This is a genomic window from Virgibacillus salinus, assembly GCF_900102415.1.
GTDB classification, from domain to species: Bacteria; Bacillota; Bacilli; order Bacillales; family Amphibacillaceae; genus Lentibacillus; species Lentibacillus subterraneus.
Genome location: NZ_FNKD01000001.1, coordinates 1,352,088 through 1,372,359, shown reverse-complemented (window position 1 = coordinate 1,372,359; position 20,272 = coordinate 1,352,088). Strand labels below are relative to the sequence as shown.

The window sequence follows — 20,272 nt, the reverse complement described above, 5'->3', positions numbered from 1 at the left end:
CTTCTTCACTTATTTTCAAGTTTCTCTCACCCTTTTTTAATCTAAAAATAATTTACTTTTTATATAGGTTCATACCAATTTTTATCCTCCATCTGGTAACGGCTCACATTGTAACGCCATAATTATCCATAGACTTATAAGAATAGCTATAGAAAAAAATGAAATTTAAATCGTCCTCCATAATTTATACTTTACTGTTCAAAATACCCCCCTTTGAAGAACCCCATATTTTCACCTTAATAAACATAATACACCCTCAGCAGAAACTTCTTGAAGGTGTATTTATAGAATCGTTATGTCTTTTAACGTTGCATCACTATAACAAGGTTTAACTTTCCCCTAATTTAGGATGACTCTTTCCCTTCTTTTTCCCATATGGTATTAAGATGATTTTTACGTAATAATGGTATAGCAAAACCTAACACAAGAGCTGTATATGGAATGCCTCCTGAACCGGATATCCACTCAAATGTCTCTATAGGTATATAGAAACAATAAATAAAAATCATCATAATCATATAGAACCTTCGCCAATTTTTTTCTGATTTAGACAAAAACGACATCCCCTTTCAACTAGCAAAAATAATATAAAAATGATTATTACATTACTTTTATTCCTCTAATTCAAGACCATGTTCATCTGCCGATTCAAGGAATTTATTATCGGCTTTCTTACCCAATTCCATCGCATCTTTTAATATTCTATTTGACTCTTCAATGATATCCTTCGTTTCCTGTTGGCTAACTGACTGATTTCCCATTTTCTTTACTGCTTGAAACTTTAATTGAATCCCTTCATGCCACAATTTAAATTGTTCCAAACGCATCTGATGCAATTCTTTCACTATATCCGTTTTAGGGTCTTGCGAATTAATATATTCTTCAACCTCTTTTACAATAGGCATAGCCTTTTCTTTTTGTAACTGATATGCCTCTGTCGGCGTTGAGGTATTTAATGACTTTTTTATTATTTTATCTAACTCTTGACCTTTACTGTTTACATTATTCAGATAGCTATTATGATATTCAACTAACTCTTTTGCTGTCTCAGATGCACATGCAGTGAGCAAGAGTATGATGAATAAACCTGTAATGAAAAAGATCTTTTTCATTTTCAATTACAAAACTCCCATTCACGTTATAAATATTATGGTTATTAATCTAATGGCACTGTACGCCTTCCATCCCATATCACATTTATAAAATCAATTTTCGGCCCTGCAGATTCCTGATAAATATTCTCTTTAATACCTTCCATATACCCGTCATAGGAAAAGGCTTCCATATCATTCGCTGCTCTTACATAAATTCTATGGTCTCGGATATACAGTTTTGCTCCTTCCAGAACACCGTCATTTTCCAGGATTGTTTCTTTAACTTCATCGATTACCTTAGACTCAATGTTCTCATACTGCAGTAAGTCCTCCAACTTTTCTCGTACGACAGACCTGTTCAACTCATCCTTCAAAACTTGATCAAAGGCTTCTATGTGTATTTCATTTGCTGTCCAACCATTATAGGAACTGTTTGAGGTTAAAGCATCTGCTCTGACACCAACTTTTTCCTCGATATCTTCAAAAAAGGCCTGCAACGCTCCTTCCAATGTTTCATCTTCATAATCATAGATAATTTGACGTACCTCTTCGTACAAAACACTGGAACCTGCAAGACTCGCTTGCTGAACAGTTGTTGCAGAACTTTCTTTAACAGCTAAAGCTCCCCCTAAATTCACAACCAATATTAAAAGAATCATAATAATGCCCAACATTCCCAGAACGAACAGTGCAATGTTTCCTTCCTCATTTTGAAGGGTTTTTTTCATCATTTAATCACCCTACCATGTGCTGCTGTAGAATATGGAATAGAAGGAATTTGATTACCAAAAAGTTCCTCAGGTAAAAAAACTAAGTTAATTCTGACCTTCACACTTGCCAAAAAATCCCTGCCACCTTCACTTGATCCATTAATAGAAACCGTCTGTAAGTAATTGCCTGTGGAAGATAAAATTTCAGAAGCAGCCTGTTGTGCTTCATTCGAATTTTGAGTAACGGAATAGACCGTAGCATACTCATTTGCTGCTGACTGGGCGATTAGGACACCATTCACTCCTACGATAAACTGCCAGATTATCATTAGTAACAGTAAAGCTAACGGTAGAATACCCAAAAATTCAATTGTAGCTGAACCATTTTCATCTCTGAATTTTTTCTTCCACAGTTTCATCATCTTACACTCTCCTACCTATATGTATATAGATCGAACCTAAAGTTTCGGATGTCGAAGGTCCTTTTTCATAGAATCCATTTAATGATGCAAAATGATAGAAGTATAATAACAAGTGGAGAGAATACTAACCTTAATATCATCTGAGCGGCAAATGATCTTGTGATATCCTAAAACTATCTTTATATGTATTTGCTTGAATTCTATCGGTTTTGGCTACAACTTTTTATATTATCTGGGTTAGTCATTTTGATACTCTTAAATGATTGCAGCAATAATAATTTTCAAATTTGTCTGTATATGTTTCCCAAGTGTATTTTAATGATTCTTCAAGGTACTCTCCTAACCTAGAAATATTATTGCAGGTAATATTCATCCCTGCAATCCAGTGGTATCCTTACTGTCTACTTCTAGTACATCCTCCGATTCACGCCATTTAATAATCAGTGAAGTTAGATACACTATTACAAAAGGAAACACTATTATATTTAAGGCTATTTGCGATATGATTTGTGCGGAATAGGAGGATGTAATATTAAATATTTGTGCGGATAGCGTCACACCTATTACAGCTTCCAACAATCCAGTGAATAAAATAAGTACCATGGTTTTAAATAAATGCTTTTTACCAATCCTCATTCCTTCCTTCAAAGACTTCCAAGTAGACTTTTCGTCAAACATGCTTAGGTATGTAACTGGAAAGAATAAAGATAACAAGATCAATCCAGGAATTAAAAACAACATAAATCCTATTGTTGAGAAAAAAGATAGCAAACAAGCAAATATAAATACGGTAAACCCATTGGCCAGAAATTGATATAATGCATCTTTCAGACTATCTTCTTTTCCGACATATTCGTTATACACATAACGGATATATGGTATCTGAGCATATAAAAAAAACAGTACAGTTAAAAAACCATAATATATATCCGCATAAGAATAATTCACCAAATAGCTTGGTGTTATCGCATAAATATAATTGGTTACGAAGGAATGAAGCAGCAATAATGGGAATGTAGTTGTTATCATCAACATAAACATTTTCTCAAACTTGCCTGTATATAGTTGCCATGTATATTTTAATGGGTTTTCCATAGTTATCTCCTTCTAACTTATAACAATGATATGTAAGTATCGAATCTTTAATATCTATTCTTCTCAAGGATAACGTAATAGCTTTATATCCTGTTCAATGCGGACATCTATATCCCGAATTAGAGCATTATACCACTTATCATAAAGTGCATTGTCCGAGTCATAATCATTTCCCACCACAATGTTTTTGGTCAATTCATTGAGCGACCTTTCTAACCCAACTTCCGAAACTTCACTTCTCATTTCCTTTAACATTCTATTTTGAATGAGTGATCCATATTTTTTTAGATTATTACGGTTTTCGTAAATAACATCAAAATCCTTACGAAAATCATACCTTGGTTTTAATTGTTTGTATTGTATTAGGTTAAAGGAGGGAATAAGCTTTTTTAATCTTTCTATTTCCTCATCCGTAAAGTATCCGTTCTCTTTAATACAATCGAGAAGTTGTTTTGACTCCTCCCATAATTCAATCAGTTCATCTTGAAGCTTTAACATTGAATCCATAATATCGTAAGCACGTTGATAATTTATTTGTTTCTCGTTATCTAAAACGCCATCATCTAATATTGACTTTAAGTATTCTTTCATTTTACTGTGGAGTTGAAAGTTTAGACCCGCCCTAAAACTACCATAATCCTCTATATTGTTCGCAGTTAACGCATAATACGTATGAGCATTTAGTGCATTAATAGCTTCATCTTTATTGAATTTGTTAGGTGATATTATTGAAAAGCCTTTTTGCTCAGAGCCCCATTTTTTTGTGTAGAAAACATAATAAAACAATATATTATTTGTCTTATATGCCTGACCGTTTACATTCTCATTCTCAAACATTTTCTTGTTTTTCTTTGCCCATTTTAAAAGTTTTTCTTTATTAACTTCCATTATTAACCCCTCGCTTAAATAATATAATTAATGAATAACTGATTTTTAATAAAAGAATAGAGTAATTACTCTATTCTTTTATTAAAACCATCCAGTCACAGTATCCCAAGCTTTCTTCGCTGTATCTTTAACCGCATCTGCAGCCTTTGTAACTTTATCCCAGTTTTTTGCAACAAGTTTAACCCCTTTTGACACAGCATAGAGTCCAGCACCAGCGGCCATTATTCCTGCCCCTATTGCCTGGCCACCTGGTATCGCTAGGGCCACTCCTCCAGCACTCATAAGAGTTTCCCCTATGTTTGCACCAATATCTGCCCCTGCAGAAACTTTATCTGTTCCTGACGCACTGTCATTTAAAGACGCGAAGTCCGCAATACTATCCCCAGTTTTATAAGCAGAAACAAACGTATTCACAGCTGATAAACCAGCATTAAATTTAGACAATGCCCCCATACTTTTCCATGTACCTTTAATAGCTGATATGTCGGTGTTTTTAAGTAATTTAGAGCTAGAGTCCTTAAATAATACTTTATACTTGTCAATTTTAGAAGTATTCGAAAGAACATCTCTTCCACTAGAATTATTTTGGATGTCTCCAAAGTTCTTCGCCATACCCTGAATGGCTTTCACGGAATCATACGAATCATATGCCTTAAATCCCGCATCGGCGGCATTTACTATGTCATTGTTTCCCAATACTAATTTCGTGCTGTTAAGCAAAAAGTTGGAAGTAAACTTTCCTGGCCGGAAAGGAGCACCATCAAGACCAGATTTTTTGTCTAACCCATTATTAATAAAATTGGCAGAAGAGTTTAATACATCATTCGTTAAATAATGGGTTACTTTGTATGCACCTGTGTCATAAAAAGGTTGATCTCCTGATGTGCCATTACCATCGGTTCCTTCTCCTGACCAGGAATCAGCCTTTGTTCCATCACTATTGAAGCCATCTTCCGACCACGACTCACCTTTTGTTCCGTCACCATTGAACCCGCCTTCTGACCAGGGGTTCCCCGTGGTGCCACCACCATTGTAACCCTCTTCTGACCAGGGATTTCCTGTGGTTCCATCACCGTTGAAGCCGTCCTCTGACCAACCTTCTATATACCATGGTATACTGGTCCATTCATAGCCCAGCCAGTCAGAACCTTCAGTAACTGATCCATCAGTACCCTTACCATCCCAGGTACTGCCATTCCATTCCAGGTCAGAGCCATCCCAAGAATTTCCTTCCCAGGTATCACCCTCCCATGTATCACCTTCCCACGTATTACCCTCCCACGTGTCTCCTGACCATGAGCTCACAGCATAGACGGTGGGGGTAATTACAGGAAAGAAGGCGATGAATATTATTGTTAACAAAACTAATAGTTTCTTTATCCATCTACCAATTTCCATCACCCCGTTATTCTATTAAAATGTACACTGGGTGTTAATTCTGAGTTTGTTTATTAAACTTTTCGTTGATAGATTTCTTAGTCTTTTTTATATTTTCCGTACTTATGTTCTTTAGGTTTTCTTCGATTTCACCATCCAATTGTTTTACCATATCATTTACTTTATGAGCCCTTTTTTGTAATTTTTGCTCTTGTTCAAAAGTTACTATTCCCGCTTCTTCTGCCAAATTTATTGTAGCTAATAAATGATTTCCCTGTGATAGGGACCTAAAATGCCAATTGTTGGATAGTTCCATAATATCAAAACCGTTATTAACACTCATTGCATCTAAGTCTTGCAATGCATCTTCTTTCCATTCCTTCCACAACTCTAAAACTTCTTCCGCACGGTCGAATTCTTCTTCTAATTCATTTTGATCATTCGCAGTTGTATAAACGCCATTTGACGCTTCAGCCATTTTTTGTAATTGTTCCTGTGCTTTTCCATCTGCCTGGTAACCAATTATATTAATAACTGGTTTCGCGTTTGAATTGGAAAGGGATTTAGCAACTTTTACCGGGTCTCCATCACAAGTGCTTACACCATCACTAACCAAATAAATTAAGTTTGAATTATTCTTAGCTTCAAATTGTTTCAGCGCTTCTTTGGATTGCTTGAGTGCTGCAGCTATTGGTGTCCAGCCCTTAGGAGAAAATTTGTTCAAAGCTTGTTGAATTTTATTGGCATTATATGGTGCGAACCCGTATACCTGCTCAATTGCGCTACATGACATATCTTTATCTGCATCGGAACCAGACCCTTTATGACCATAAACTCGCAACGATACGTTAGCTTTCTCAGGAATGTTCTTAAGAAAGTTATTTATAGTTTCCTTTGCGAGTTCCATACGGGTTTTGCCAACGGTAGTAACTGCAGCCATGCTTCCACTCGAGTCAAGAATAACTTCGATATTATAATTTTCTTTAAAGTGGTAACGTGAGTCAGGTAAATCCGGATTTCCAAATGAAGAAAATTCCCATTTTTTAATCATATCTTTAGGATTCGGCAAATCCTCTGCAACTAGCCAATACATATAGGCTAAATATTTTTTCAACTCTTTTTCAGATGCATTTTCACTCATAGGCGGTAACTTTTTTAATTGTTTTTTGACTTCTTTTTCATTGTCATAGACACTCTTATTGGCAAACATTCCTGGCTGTTGAGATATAAATCCAGATATGTTCGTTGGAATTGGCTTCACCTGTTCCAGAATATCATTGTTATCTGTTTTAGCATCATCTTGTGATGTCAAATCATTATTATCGCCAGTATTTTCTTTATCAGATGTTATTGATTCTTCTTGCTCAGTTGCTTTCTCTTCCTCATTCAACGCTTGGTTTTCTTCTTCATTTTCATTGCAACCTGAAATAACTATTAGGACAGCGATGATTGAAAATACATAGCAAAACTTCTTTAACATGAATTAAAGTCCCCTTACTTATCGATTATATTTTGATCATCTATTAATATCCTCAGTTACCGCCGCTGCCAATTTTATTAATTAGATCACTAAATTTTTGAACGAGTGTAGTCCCAAAATCTCCACCACTAAATGCCTGTGAAACAACACCAACAATTATAACTATTACAGCCGCTATTCCAATCCATTCCAACGTCTGTGAACCTCTTTCATCCTTTTTTAAAGTCTCAAACCCGTTCATTGCCTTTACATAAATTTTTTGAATAAAGTTCATTTAAATCCCTCCTAATTTTTAAAATAAATTAAAAATACTATTTTCACCCATTAACATATTCATGATCATTAATCCAGCAATCATCAATATGGATACGGGTGCGATTAAAAATGTGGTCACTAATGTTACTTTTGGAGATGCTTTAGCTGCCAATTCCTTCACTTGTTCCTGTCGTATTTGCCTCAAGTCATCCGCTTGTATCTTAAACGTCTTAGCTATCGGTATTCCTAGGTCCATCCCTTGTATTAATGCTTTGATTAATGATTGGAATTCCTCATTGTCATTCCGCTGTAATAGTTCACGATATGCTTTCTCCCGAGGAACACCAAGATGAATTTCCTGATTAAATCGAGAAAATTCCTCTCGAATTGGACCATCGAAATATCGAATCACCTCCCTTAATGCATGGTCTAAACTAACCCCTGCTTGTAGGCTGGTACTTACCGTATCCATGAAGTCAGGTAAGTCCATTCTGATTAGTTGTTGACGCTTTTTTGCTTCCCTTCTTACTAGAATTATAGGTATAAAGTAACCAATAACTGGGTTAAATATAATCATATATTGCGAGAATGGCAGCCCAATAATCATTGCTAATATGCCGGTAAAAAAACCTGCAATAAATAAAAATATTTTCAAGCCTTGGAAACGGGCAACAGTTAACTGTAATGGATTACCGGACCTTCTCAGCCATTCTTTCACCATATGGTTTTCACTAAAAAAGTTAATACGCTGACCTAAATCAGCAAAGTCATCTGCATAATTTGTAACTCGACTGAAAATCTCTGCTCTTCTGTTTTTTTTCTTCACCTTTTTTTCAAATGGATCAACATGCGTTACCTCAGAAATATGGTCCAATGCAACACGTTTTTCCTGAATGAAAGACCAGAAATGTTTCATCCCGATAAGGCAACAGAACCAAAAAGCTATGATTGATAATATTATTAATGCATCCATATACTACACCTTTATATTCGTAATTTTTCGTATCAGGAAAAATGATAAAACAATCGATACTATAAATATTATTAATATTATTAATCCAAATCCGGAAAACAATGGATCAATAAAGCCATCAATCACATTATTCATAACAAGCAACAAGAATACAGGCAGTGCAGGAACAATAAACGAAATATATTTTTCTTCCGAGGTCATTGTCTTGATTACTTGATCTAATACTTTTCTTTCTTCAAATGTATCTGCCATTGTGTCAAGCGTTAATGCTAAGTTCCCACCGGTTTGCTTTTGTATTAGAAGTGTTGCAATAAACAGATTAAATTCACGTGACTTATTTCTCTTTTGTACGGAAAGAAATGCAGCTTCCATCGTGACACCCAGCTTCAGCTCATTGGAGATGCGTTTGAATTCATCTCCCGCTGGTGCTACAATTTCTCTTGCTGCTATGTCAATCCCCTGATTGATTGTTAACCCGGACCGTGCAGCATTTCCAAGAATCCTGCAAATTTCCCCAAGTTGTTCATTAAATCGTTTTTCATAATTATTTTTTCTAAAATAAAATAGTAAGTAATTTGCTATTAGAAGTAATAGTATTGGCAGTAACATTGCTACGTGGAATGGCATCCCGAATATGGAAAAAAACATTACAAGTAATGTAATATAGCCAGCAACCAATATTCCTAAATACTCCGAAGGCAACAATTTCAAATTTGCATTTTGCAGTTTATTCCGTAATGCTTGAGAGGATTCCTGTTCATCAAAACGATCCCCCCATTTACTAATAAAGCTTTTCCGCTCTTCTTCTGGGTACCACTGTCTTACTATTTGTTTCCATTCTTTCTTTTGGGAGCGATAACCTAAGTAAAAATACACAAACAGTAAAAGTGACAAAACTGCTAAACTATAAAGTATAGACACCGCTATGTTCATAGTCCACTTCCTCCTTTGGGGTGAAGAAATCCCTCTCCAATTCTATTCCAAAGATCTTAAGATGTGGTAAACATTTTGGGATTATCCCTGTTGGTGTATAATCACCCCTTATATTTCCATCACTGTCTACACCTGTTCGTTGAAATCTGAATATGTCCCTTACTTCTATTTTGTTACCTTCTATTTTTTCAAGTTCTGATATGTTCGTGATCTTACGAGTTCCGTCAGTTAAGCGTTGAACCTGGACGATATAATCCAATGCTCCGACAATATAATCGCGAATGATATGTGTAGGTAAATCCATTCCTGCCATAACTACCATCCCTTCTACACGATTAATTGCATCTATTGGAGTGTTTGAGTGAACAGTTGTTAACGATCCTTCGTGACCAGTATTCATTGCTTGGAGCATGTCAAATGCCTCTGCTCCACGAACCTCTCCAACAATAATCCGGTCGGGCCTCATCCGTAACGAGTTTTTGACCAAGTTCCGAATGGTTATTTCCCCACTGCCTTCAACGTTTGGGGGGCGGGATTCCATTCCAACAACATTGGATCTGTCAAGTTTAAGTTCTGCAGAATCTTCAATTGTTATTACCCTTTCACCATGTGGGATTGATTTTGCCAAAGCATTTAGCAAAGTAGTTTTACCACTTCCTGTTCCACCAGAGATTAATACATTTAATTTCGTTTCTACTAATACCTTCAAGAAGATAGACATTTTATTTGTGAACGTATTGTATGTTTCTAGATCATCCATAGTAAATGGGGTTTTTCTGAACTTACGAATGGATATTATCGTACCCGCTAGGCTAATTGGTGAAATTATTGCGTTCACACGACTACCATCAGGCAATCTAGCATCAACCATTGGAGAGCTTTCATCAATTCTTCGACCAAGTGGGGCAACAACCCGGTCAACAATGTGACGCACATGGGATTCATCCTTAAAAGAAACGTTCGTCCGCTCAAGTCTACCGTTTCGTTCAACATAAACTTCTCTTGGGCTATTTACCAGAATTTCGGTAATGGAATCATCCTTTAAAAGGGGTTCCAACGGTCCGAATCCAATACTTTCATCAATAAGATTGGAAAGAAGTTTTTCTTTATCCTGTCTTGGTATGACTACTTTTTCCTCAGCCATAAACTGACTAACATATCGTTCAATTTTCAAACGTTTGTCTGACTCTTTTAAACTAGTAATTTGTTCCAGGTTAACTTCAGTTAAAAGTCTGGTTTTATAGTGTTCTACCAATTCATCTATATATCCGGAATTGGCGACAAAGCTAGCATCAATATCATTACGTGCATTGGCTTCTCCTTTATTTTGAAAAAGAGACATGATACCACCTCACCTGTTTATTATTTCAACATCGAATTTACCCATTTATGTATATCTTTAGCAACAGGAGTCAATTTCTTCTCTTGTGCCTCCTTACGCAGTGTTTCACCTTGATTAATATATGACTGAACATTTTTAATATCCTTTCTAATTTCTGCAGCAATTGTGTAGGATACAAAACGGTCCATATCTTTCTTCGTCAATTCCTTATCTTTACCTTTAAAGTTCATTACAAGTTCAAGTCGATCATCTGTTATAATTCCTAATCTATGAAACAGATTTTCAACACCTTTTAAGACCCTAATAGCTACTGTATCAATATCCATTACATAATAGATTCGGTATGCCTCTTCCAAAACGGTAAAAACCCGCTCATCAATCCAATTGGGTAAATCAACAATAATAAAATCATAGCTACGTTTACTGGCTCGTAAAAGTTTTATAATAAATTCATCATTGATTTTCTCGGCCATCTCGGCGTCTCTTGGACTTACCAGCACATTTAAGTCGGAGTGTTCTTCCTTTTCAGCAATGTTTCGCAAATGTGGTTCATTTAATTCATCAATTACTGGAAGCAAGTCGATTATTGATCGATTACTGTCTATGCCCAAAAATGTCTCAGCACCACCAAATTGTAAATTTAAGTCGATAAATAATACTTTTGCTGTTGACTCTAATTTTAACGTCTGCGCAAATGTAGTACTTAATAGTGACTTTCCTGTTCCCCCGCTTCCGCTATAAAAGGCAAATATCTTACCTCCACCGCGTTTGAAGCTCTCAGTTTCATCAGCCTTTTCAATTCGTTGTTTCACTTCTCTTGCTAATATTTCAAGATGTTCTTGAAATATCAACTCCTCACCGGGAAATACATAATAATCAGAAATGCCCAGCCTTATTAATCCTCGCAGCAATTCAAAATCCTCTTCATCATTTAAACATATGATGGATGCATTAGGAGAGTCTGATAACACAACCTGTGCATCATCGACGGCTGAATTATTACTATTTAACAAAATGACAATTTGTGCGTTGTATTTTTTTAAATCTGTAGCAGTTATAAAATGCACCTGAAATGATTCATTTATATGTTCACCTAAAGCCGAAATCAATTCTTCATTCTTTCCAATAACATAAATATCATTTACTTTAGCCATCCTCTTCCTCCAAATACTGAAATAAATACACTATTCTTTTCTTATTCTTTATTATCCTTTTTTTCTTTTTCTGCATTTTCTTTCTTTTCTTTATCCTTCTCCGGTACTTCCTCTATTACTTGTTTGTTTTCAGCCTCAGCTTCTTCTTTATCTGCTTGCTTTTGCATTTGGCCAACATTTGATTTCACAATTCTTAGGCTATCGGCATAATTTTGCATATGTATGAGTTCCGGTACCTTTTCAAAAGGAATCTCTAACTGCACGCCAGAAAATTCCTTTTTTTGGGTCGCCACCCTGGCAACTTTTACGTCTTTCATGAAAACCTCAGTTAGCGGCTCTTCTCCAAAGCTGTTTGAAATGATAATATCCACACGATCCAGCGCAAATAACTCTTGGTCAAAAAAAATCTTTTCGGAAGAATTCAACAATGTTATCAACCGATTATCTGTTTCCGTGATTGTTGAAGTTTTTTTCAATATACTTTTAGTAATAATTTCTCCAGATGACAGTGGTACAACTGACACTATATTTTTCAATGATTCAATATTCGTAATATGTTCATCACGTAAATATTTCTTTGGTATCTCGTCTGTAGTAATATCTTCTGGCTTAATCATTGATCTTGAAGGAATATCGTTGTTAGCAACATAAACCTCCACAATGGTTCCAAGGTTACTGTTTAAGGCTTGAACTTTTTTTAATACAAGAAATCCAGAAACTAATGCTAATACAAGTGCGATCAGAAAAAATATAATTGCCTTCCGTTTCGATTCAAGCATTTATTGACCCTCTTTCTCTCTTCAATATATACGATTAAACATAAGTAATATATACAATACATCATTACATAAATACCAATTGTGTCAATATTGTTACAAATAATAAGCGTTACTACTGAGTAATTAATGCCTACAAAATTAGTAAAAATTTCCAACATTTAATAAACGATTAAACGAGTAATAAGTATAATTACCTAAGAAAATCAATTAAATGTAAATAAATGTTAATTAATTAGGTACTATTATTTATTTTTTCAAATTATTAAATAATTGTCCTTTATCTTAAATTCAAAATATTTTCATAGTCGAAATTAACCATTTATATTGGATGAAATTAACATGATATTTTTGTGCTAGTTGTAGAAATTAATAAAGAAAGGATGATGTTGCGTGTCAAAAAGAGATAAGAAGAAGTATAGTAATTTTTCAAATGTAAATAGTCAGAATAACTTAATACCTGAAGAGTTTCCTGAAGGACCTTTTGGATCGGCTATTAATGATGAGGAACCAGTTTTTAGTAAGTCGACACCCTGGGAAAAGGGTCAACGCCGTCAAAGTGCGTTTGTTTATCCTGATAAAGAGCGCCATGATGATTTGCCAAGACAAGCGTCTGGTGCGCATCCTATTCATGATGAACCAGGCGATGTTCACCCAGAAGAAGAAAAGCAGTAGTTCAAAGAGAACTACTGCTTTTCTTAATCAATTTTTTTTATAATAAAATAAGCACAGCCAAAATTACAATACTCGTACAAATAGTCATCCAACGTACTTATTTTTGTATCAAATGCTGCTTTTGAGTTTTGGTCATCATAAAAGCCCTTAAGTCGGAGTTGCTCATATCCCCAGTCCCCAACAATAAAGTCGTATTTTGATAATATGTCAGAAAATCGTTCATTAAATTTTTCCTCTTGGTAAGCATCTTTTATATTTTCTATAATTTCGTATTTTTTTCCTTGAATTTCAATCAATTAAGTCACCCCTCTTGTGCTGACTATAGTTTATCACATCAAAGCAATTAACAACCACCAATTTTCACAATAATTTAATGAATGAATTCATCACAATACAACAAACTAAGGTCATGTGAAATTACTTTAGGAGGAAAATTATGAACAAGACACTTTTTCTATCATTATTAATTGTAACTGTCACACTTGCCGGATGTGCAAATACAGACAATGCAACAGAAGATGAACAACAGCAAATAGTGGATGAGCTTGATCCTTCTCAGGAAAACCAACCAGATAACCCTGCTGGAGATAACAAATTAGGGTATGTTCGATACACGAAAGATCAATTGAACAATGATCCTGAAAAATATAATTCTGTCACCATCGATCGAACAAAAATGGCCAATATGATTACTCGGATCATATTGCGTAATGATGGATTTGAAGAAGTCGCTACTTTAGTTACTGATGAAGAAGTTCTTATCGCGTATTCTAAAAATGAGGAAATGGATTCCACCAAAGCTGCGGATATGGCTAAAAAATCAGCTGTTTCTGCAATGCCTGGGTACTTCGAGGTTTATGTATCTGATAATGAGTTACTGATGCAGGATATTCAAAGTCTCCATAATTCAAGTGTTCAGGAAAATGATTATGACAATACGATCAACCGGATAATTAATGAAATGAAGAAATCACCACAGGGTATGGAAGAATAAACAACTACTGATCTCTATAGTGGAGAACTGAGGAGGTGAACCGTCTATGTCAGTAAAACTTTATACGCTACTAGTTCCAATTTTAATTATTGGATTATATTATGGAGGACAAGAGGTACTGGCGAAAGAGCAGTTATACGATGAACGTATGGCATTATACAAAAAAACCGAGGCGTTAACACAAGTACCCTGGTATTATATAGCAGCAATTGATCAATATGAACGAAACAGCAAGAAAGACGAAGCCGATGAAAAGGTAGTATCAATAACAATCCCAAATGAACTCTGGTATGGTCTTGGAAATAGTTCCTTGATTCAAGATGAAGATATTATACAATTTTTTCACGGTGATGGAAAAGATGGAAATGGCGATAATAAAGCTGATCCAAAACAGTCTGAGGACGTTCTCTTTACAATGGCAAATATAATTTTGGAATACGGACCAGCTAAAGATGAAGTGAAAATTGCTCTTTGGAATTACTATAAACGAGACCTTACTGTTAAAACTATTATGAATACAGCTAAAGTATTTCGAAAATTCAAGAGCATTAACCTGACAGACCGTGATTTTCCTGTTTCATTAAACCACAACTACAGTTACCGAAGTACATGGGGAAACAGACGGGGTTTTGGTGGCTTACGAATCCACGAAGGCACTGATATTTTTGCTGGATACGGAACCCCTGTTAAATCCACCACATACGGAGTTGTCGAATTAAAAGGTTGGAATCTATATGGTGGGTGGAGAATCGGGATTCGTGATATATATAATATTTATCACTACTATGGTCATTTAAGCGGTTATGAGGATGATATTAAGGTAGGACAGGTAGTGCAACCTGGAGATGTTCTTGGAAGTGTTGGATCGACTGGATATGGCCCACCTGGAACCTCAGGTAAATTCCCACCACATTTGCACTACGGAATGTATAAAGATAATGGACATAGCGAGTGGTCATTTGATCCATATCCATACTTACGTAAATGGGAAAAAATGGCGAAAGATAAAGACTAAGATAAGTTGTAAGATTAGAAAACTTGTCTTATCCCCAATCCTAAGTTTCACTTGAGCAGTAAGAAAGGATTTATACTTTCTTAACTGCATAAAAAAGAGCCTCTACCAAACAAGGTACAGGCTCTTAATAAATTTATATACTTATTGTTTGGATTTCTTCACAGCGTTTGTGATACTAGCTGCTAATCCTCCCCAAATAATTACCATACCAAGGATCATAACGAATATTGCTCCACCACTCATTTAGTTACCCCTCCCCAGTTTTCTTTGATTCTTCTTCTGCAGCTTCTGATGATTTCCATTTCGTTAATGCTAACAGGACACCTATTACCAATGCACCAGCAGCAACGAACCATCCTCCAAACAAGATAAACGTATCTGAATAGTTTCCATAGTTACCAGATTCCGTTTCAAATAGTTTCAGCAGATTCTGCTTAAACAAGCCGTACATTGTATATCCTAGCACTAATGGTGTAATAACACTTAAACTTAGTGTCCACCACCAGCCAAGCTTAATATCTGAAATTTCATTTGCATGTTCCTTGAAATCTCCTAGTTTACGCAAGAACCACGCTATTACTACTACTTCAACAAGACCAACGAAAGCTACACCAAACTGGTTAATAAAGTAATCAGCAGCATCCAGGAAGCTTAACCCGCCCTGTGTTGCAAATAATAATGAGATAACTGCGGCAGTTCCGCCACCGAATAATACTGCCTTTGAACGTGATATTTTGAATTTATCCACCAAACCAGCGACGTAAGTCTCAGTAATTGACATAAGTGACGATAAGCCGGCAAGCACCAGCGAAGCGAAGAACAAGAATCCGAATAACTCATTTAGTGCAGGGAATTCATTAATGATTGCCGGGAATACGACAAAAGCCAACCCAACCCCACCAGAAACAACTTCATCTACTGGTACTCCTTGTTGACTCGCCATAAAACCTAAGATTCCAAATACTCCAATACCAGCAAGTAATTCAAAACTAGAGTTTCCGAAACCAACAATGAAAGCATTATTTGTTAAATCAGTTTTCTTCGGTAAATAACTTGAGTACGTGATCATAATCGCGAATGCAATAGATAAACTGAAGAATATTTGCCCGTAAGCAGCTACCCAAACATCAGGATTCCCAATTTTACTAAAATCAGGTGCAAAGAATGCCTCAAGACCATCAATTGCTCCAGGTAAAGTAATTGCACGGATTACAATAATAAGAAAAATAATTACCAATGCTGGTATAAAAATCCGGTTTGCAGTTTCAATACCCTTTTTAACACCCTTGAACAGGATACCTAGTACAACTGCCCAAACAATGATTAAAGGAATTAGCACTCCTGGAACAAAACTGCCTGTCTGACCAGGGTCAACAGTTAAGTTCAAATAATCGGTAAATAAGAATGCCTCTGTGTCTGAACCCCAATTCAAATTAAATGAGAATATTGAATAAGATATTGCCCAGGCAATAATAACAGAGTAATAGGTCGATATGACGAAGGCAACTAATACTGCCCACCAACCAATAAATTCTGATCCTTTACTCATTTTCTTATAGGTTAACGGTGCAGACCCACGGTATTTGTGACCCATAGTAAATTCCATAATTAAAATTGGAATACCTGCTGTTAATAATGCAATTAGGTATGGAATAAAAAACGCACCACCACCACTTTCATACGCTGTTGCTGGGAATCGCCATATATTACCCAGACCAATTGCGGATCCAACAGCAGCAAAGATAAAACCTGCTCTTGTCCCCCATTGAGAACGATTTTCCATTTGAAGACCTCCCCTTTTTCTTCCTTATTACATCCTAAGTATATGTATGAGAGTAACAAGGAATGTTTACAATCTTTATTTTATTCTGATATTGATGTTTGTATTATAACGGTACTTTTTGACTATGTCAAAGTAATATTGAAATTTTCTGTATTCACTTTATTTTCGTTAAATAAAATTCTCTATAAATATGAAGAAATAGGCCATCACGAAAGTTATTTATACTTATCATAATGACCTATTTTTCCTGGATTTTCTATTTTGTTTTGTTGAAAAACTGAATAACGAATCCAACCAAAACTACTACAATTAATGCAGCTAACAGAGCAAAAACTACTTGATTGGTTATACCAATTATTAAGTAACCAATTGCTGAAGCAAATGCTGCGATAAGAGCATATGGAAGCTGTGTCAAAACGTGATCAATATGGTTACTGCCTGCACCTGTGGATGATAATATGGTTGTATCTGATATTGGTGTACAGTGATCACCAAAGACAGACCCTGCCAATACAGCAGATAGAGCTGGAAGCAACATTGAAACGTCTGTTATAACTGCTACTTCCGCTGCAATTGGCAGCATAATCCCAAATGTTCCCCACGATGTACCTGTTGCTAATGCCATCAGGCCTGCAATAATAAAGAACAACAGTGGCAAAAATGCTGAACTGATTGAAGCATCGCTAACAATCTGTGCTAGATATTGACCTGTTTCAAGGGTCCCAATTACAGAACCAATCATCCAGGCAAGCAGCAATATATAAATGGCAGGAAGCATTGTTTTGATACCCTCGAACAGAATTTTTTCCCAATTAGCTTTTGGTTGTCCTTGCTGGAGATGGAATACTAAGGCGGTTAATACTGACGCAATTCCTCCCAAAAATAATGAAAGGTTAACATTCGTATTTGCAAAAGTTGTTAAAATCGTAACCTTAGCTCCACTTGCATTCATACCTGTTAAAACCATTGCCGTAACAGTAGCAACAATTAAAACACCAATCGGAACTAATAAATGGTAAATTCTTCCCTGTTGATGTGGTTCGAAAGCATCACTAAGATCTCCCGGTACATTACTTTCACCGGGTTTAAGCAACTTCCCTTCCGTTTTAGCCCGATCTTCATGTTTACGCATTGCTCCTATATCCATTTTAAGAAATGCAACTAAAAAGACGAGCAATATTGCGGTAAACGCATAAAAGTTAAGTGGGATCATTGTAATAAATGCTTCAAGGGGTTGAATATTGGTTATTTCGTTTGTGGCAAGCAGCCCTCCAATAATACCAATAATATAAGCGCCCCAGCTTGATATTGGTGAAATTACGGTCACCGGTGCTGATGTCGAATCAATAAAGTATGCAAGCTTTGCCCGAGAAATTTTATGCCGGTCTGTTAATGGTCTCGCAATTTGCCCTACAGCCAGACTATTAAAGTAATCATCTATAAAAATAATTAGCCCCATAATTGCTGTCATTACTTGAGCACCATTACGTGTCCTAACCCTATTAATCATCCAGTCTCCAAAGGCTCTGCTTCCTCCTGACGCTGTCAAAAACGCTGTCAGCATCCCTAGAAGCAATAAAAAGCTCAATAAGTAAATATTACCAATGTTAATCGAGCCATCCGAAATAAAAATATTATAAAAAATTATACCTATTTCCTGAATAGAATCGACTACTGCAAAATCATGAATAAATAAAGCTCCGACAATTATTCCTGCCCCTAAAGACACCAATACCTTTCTCGTTAGTAATACAAGTACTAACATAATAACTGCTGGAATTATTGAAAAAATTGTTCCTTCCATGTTCTTTCCTCCATTTCTTTGATGAAGTGCATGATGAAAGAGATTCGATGTGAGTATATTAGCTTATCACCAGAAATTACTAGTGAAAGCTCTCGTTATACTGTTATATCTTCTAAAGGTAAGGCTATTTACATAGCTTTTGTTGCTTTTTAATCTTCACAGTTGATATAAACTACGACACAGACTAAGGGTAACCGGTCTTGTAGTATTTAATGCGGCTCCCTGACCACGCAGTGCGCAGCACGAGGAGGCTCGACAGCCGCCCGCGGAAAGCGTAGTGTATTTCCGGAGTGGAGTCATAGCACTAAAATTTTTTCAACATTGTGTCGCAGTCTATATCAACTACGTAATGATTTCATTGCTTTGATAAAACAACAGTCTTTTAGAAAACAGCCTAAAGTAAAAAAAAGACACAAAAAAGCAATGATAGAAAATAACCTACCATTGCTTATACAGTATACGTTATCCTCCATTTCGATCAGTAGTTCTCCATGCACTAAGTATTAGCATGGCAGTATATCTTTTATTCAAAAACATACCAGCAATAATGACTTGACTATCATTACACTTCGGCAAAAAACCCTTTCATCAGCCTTCATTGATGGTCAACCTCCAACTGACTACTCATGTTTTCTGCACCTCTACCTCACCGATCTGATAAGGTTAGCCATATTAAATTTTCTTAACACATTATAGCAAATTATTCATCTTCTAGCAATGAGTCCTTATCTATGGAAATTGATGGATCTCCATCGCCACTACCACTGAAAAATTCTGGTACATCACCCATAACAACTCTTGAATCAATATAAATTTTTGTTGAAACTCTTGTAAGGTCAGTAGTGAATGGGATAACTATTTGTACGTCTGCCTCTACAATAATATAAATTGTTACTAACGCGCCATTTATTCCAAGGTCTTTTATATCACGGACAACATCCGTTTGTACATTACCAACAAGTTCCAGATTAACAGGTATTTTCGGGCCCAAGTTGGCAAGTACAGAATTACCAGTAGCCTGACCAAGGGGTATCTCCACTACGGTCGGATCTTTTTTTGGAAGATTTTCTGCACCGCCATCATACTCGATAGGATCATTCAATGATTCCTCATATCTTGGCTGCCTTCCTTCATTCATACTAATAAAGAACTCTTCTACACGATCTGTTGACACCCTATTTATTTCACTAACTACTGCTGAATTCCAGCCATATGTAGTTATATTCCCTTCATTATCCTCAGTCATTGAAATAAGGTCTTCAAAATTATAATTTTCTGCAAATCGTACAGCAGTATTTATAGCTCGGGTAGCAAATTCGGTTGTTTTTACCTCGGCTATTCTCATCAAAGTTGGTTTAATCCCTTTATCTATTACCCATATACTAATCGATGTCATGAAAACAAATAATATCAAAGTAATTATAAAAATATTTTTCACGGGAGGTGGTGTCCGTGGATTCCTTTTTCTCCTGATGATGGGCTGCCTCAACATAAAAACCCCC

At 35.9% G+C, this 20,272-nt stretch carries 22 protein-coding genes and 1 riboswitch; of the genes, 3 read left to right on the top strand and 19 right to left on the bottom strand.

Features of this window, described 5'->3' with window-relative positions:
- Nucleotides 1–344: 344 nt before the first annotated feature.
- From BLS02_RS06465 to BLS02_RS06400, 14 genes are all read right to left on the bottom strand, one after another.
- Nucleotides 345–554 carry a hypothetical protein gene (locus tag BLS02_RS06465; RefSeq protein ID WP_092492123.1) on the bottom strand — a complete coding sequence of 70 codons (210 nt, stop codon included), beginning with the start codon at nt 552–554 and terminating at the stop codon, nt 345–347.
- Between the two features lie 57 nt (nt 555–611).
- On the bottom strand, nt 612–1,118 hold the full coding sequence (locus BLS02_RS06460) for a hypothetical protein (protein ID WP_092492122.1): 507 nt from the start codon (nt 1,116–1,118) through the stop codon (nt 612–614).
- Nucleotides 1,119–1,156: 38 nt separating this feature from the next.
- Entirely contained in the window at nt 1,157–1,825 is a 669-nt protein-coding gene (locus BLS02_RS06455; protein ID WP_139180772.1) for a pilus assembly protein TadG-related protein, read from the bottom strand.
- Nucleotides 1,822–2,226, bottom strand: a complete 405-nt coding sequence (locus BLS02_RS06450) for a TadE/TadG family type IV pilus assembly protein (RefSeq protein ID WP_245736035.1) — start codon at nt 2,224–2,226, stop codon at nt 1,822–1,824. Before BLS02_RS06450 ends, BLS02_RS06455 begins: the two co-directional genes overlap by 4 nt.
- 369 nt (nt 2,227–2,595) lie before the next feature.
- Nucleotides 2,596–3,321, bottom strand: a complete 726-nt coding sequence (locus BLS02_RS06445) for a hypothetical protein (RefSeq protein ID WP_092492120.1) — start codon at nt 3,319–3,321, stop codon at nt 2,596–2,598.
- A gap of 63 nt (nt 3,322–3,384) precedes the next feature.
- Nucleotides 3,385–4,209 carry a hypothetical protein gene (locus tag BLS02_RS06440; RefSeq protein WP_092492119.1) on the bottom strand — a complete coding sequence of 275 codons (825 nt, stop codon included), beginning with the start codon at nt 4,207–4,209 and terminating at the stop codon, nt 3,385–3,387.
- Between the two features lie 81 nt (nt 4,210–4,290).
- The gene (locus BLS02_RS06435) at nt 4,291–5,607 is read right to left on the bottom strand and encodes a hypothetical protein (RefSeq protein ID WP_092492118.1); all 1,317 of its coding nucleotides are present in this window, start codon (nt 5,605–5,607) and stop codon (nt 4,291–4,293) included.
- Between the two features lie 34 nt (nt 5,608–5,641).
- Nucleotides 5,642–7,066: a vWA domain-containing protein gene (locus BLS02_RS06430; protein ID WP_092492117.1), complete on the bottom strand. Its 1,425-nt coding sequence runs from the start codon at nt 7,064–7,066 to the stop codon at nt 5,642–5,644.
- A gap of 52 nt (nt 7,067–7,118) precedes the next feature.
- Nucleotides 7,119–7,340 (bottom strand): hypothetical protein, encoded by a 222-nt coding sequence (locus tag BLS02_RS06425; protein WP_092492116.1) that lies wholly within the window; start codon nt 7,338–7,340, stop codon nt 7,119–7,121.
- A gap of 18 nt (nt 7,341–7,358) precedes the next feature.
- Nucleotides 7,359–8,294, bottom strand: coding sequence for a type II secretion system F family protein (locus tag BLS02_RS06420; protein ID WP_092492115.1), 936 nt, complete (start codon nt 8,292–8,294; stop codon nt 7,359–7,361).
- Between the two features lie 3 nt (nt 8,295–8,297).
- Nucleotides 8,298–9,227, bottom strand: coding sequence for a type II secretion system F family protein (locus BLS02_RS06415; protein ID WP_092492114.1), 930 nt, complete (start codon nt 9,225–9,227; stop codon nt 8,298–8,300).
- Nucleotides 9,199–10,569, bottom strand: coding sequence for a TadA family conjugal transfer-associated ATPase (locus tag BLS02_RS06410; protein ID WP_092492113.1), 1,371 nt, complete (start codon nt 10,567–10,569; stop codon nt 9,199–9,201). The genes BLS02_RS06415 and BLS02_RS06410 overlap by 29 nt, the downstream gene beginning before the upstream one ends.
- Nucleotides 10,570–10,589: 20 nt before the next feature.
- A complete protein-coding gene (locus tag BLS02_RS06405; RefSeq protein ID WP_092492112.1) occupies nt 10,590–11,723 on the bottom strand; it encodes a CpaE/TadZ family protein in 1,134 nt (377 codons plus the stop codon).
- Nucleotides 11,724–11,764: 41 nt separating this feature from the next.
- Complete coding sequence (locus tag BLS02_RS06400) at nt 11,765–12,502, bottom strand: SAF domain-containing protein (RefSeq protein WP_092492111.1); 738 nt, start codon at nt 12,500–12,502, stop codon at nt 11,765–11,767.
- Nucleotides 12,503–12,892: 390 nt separating this feature from the next.
- Here BLS02_RS06400 and BLS02_RS06395 point away from each other — a divergent pair, with 390 nt between their 5' ends.
- A complete protein-coding gene (locus tag BLS02_RS06395) occupies nt 12,893–13,174 on the top strand; it encodes a hypothetical protein (RefSeq protein WP_092492110.1) in 282 nt (93 codons plus the stop codon).
- A 23-nt stretch (nt 13,175–13,197) separates the two neighbouring features.
- On the opposite strand, the gene BLS02_RS06390 is transcribed toward BLS02_RS06395, so the two are convergent.
- The gene (locus tag BLS02_RS06390) at nt 13,198–13,470 is read right to left on the bottom strand and encodes a YutD family protein (RefSeq protein WP_092492109.1); all 273 of its coding nucleotides are present in this window, start codon (nt 13,468–13,470) and stop codon (nt 13,198–13,200) included.
- A gap of 140 nt (nt 13,471–13,610) precedes the next feature.
- On the opposite strand from BLS02_RS06390, the gene BLS02_RS06385 reads away from it, so the two are divergent.
- Together BLS02_RS06385 and BLS02_RS06380 are read left to right on the top strand one after the other, a co-directional pair.
- Nucleotides 13,611–14,168, top strand: coding sequence for a YhcN/YlaJ family sporulation lipoprotein (locus BLS02_RS06385; protein ID WP_092492108.1), 558 nt, complete (start codon nt 13,611–13,613; stop codon nt 14,166–14,168).
- A gap of 46 nt (nt 14,169–14,214) precedes the next feature.
- Nucleotides 14,215–15,183 (top strand): M23 family metallopeptidase, encoded by a 969-nt coding sequence (locus BLS02_RS06380; protein WP_092492107.1) that lies wholly within the window; start codon nt 14,215–14,217, stop codon nt 15,181–15,183.
- Between the two features lie 141 nt (nt 15,184–15,324).
- Here the strand turns inward: BLS02_RS06380 and BLS02_RS06375 are convergent, their stop codons facing one another.
- From BLS02_RS06375 to yunB, 4 genes are all read right to left on the bottom strand, one after another.
- Nucleotides 15,325–15,426, bottom strand: a complete 102-nt coding sequence (locus BLS02_RS06375) for a methionine/alanine import family NSS transporter small subunit (protein WP_092492106.1) — start codon at nt 15,424–15,426, stop codon at nt 15,325–15,327.
- 4 nt (nt 15,427–15,430) lie between these two features.
- Nucleotides 15,431–16,966 carry a sodium-dependent transporter gene (locus BLS02_RS06370; RefSeq protein WP_092492105.1) on the bottom strand — a complete coding sequence of 512 codons (1,536 nt, stop codon included), beginning with the start codon at nt 16,964–16,966 and terminating at the stop codon, nt 15,431–15,433.
- 256 nt (nt 16,967–17,222) lie between these two features.
- Nucleotides 17,223–18,770, bottom strand: coding sequence for a Na+/H+ antiporter NhaC family protein (locus BLS02_RS06365; RefSeq protein WP_092492104.1), 1,548 nt, complete (start codon nt 18,768–18,770; stop codon nt 17,223–17,225).
- Between the two features lie 474 nt (nt 18,771–19,244).
- A riboswitch (Lysine riboswitch) is annotated at nt 19,245–19,422 on the bottom strand.
- A gap of 48 nt (nt 19,423–19,470) precedes the next feature.
- Nucleotides 19,471–20,262: a sporulation protein YunB gene (gene yunB / locus BLS02_RS06360; protein WP_092492103.1), complete on the bottom strand. Its 792-nt coding sequence runs from the start codon at nt 20,260–20,262 to the stop codon at nt 19,471–19,473.
- Nucleotides 20,263–20,272 lie beyond the last annotated feature (10 nt).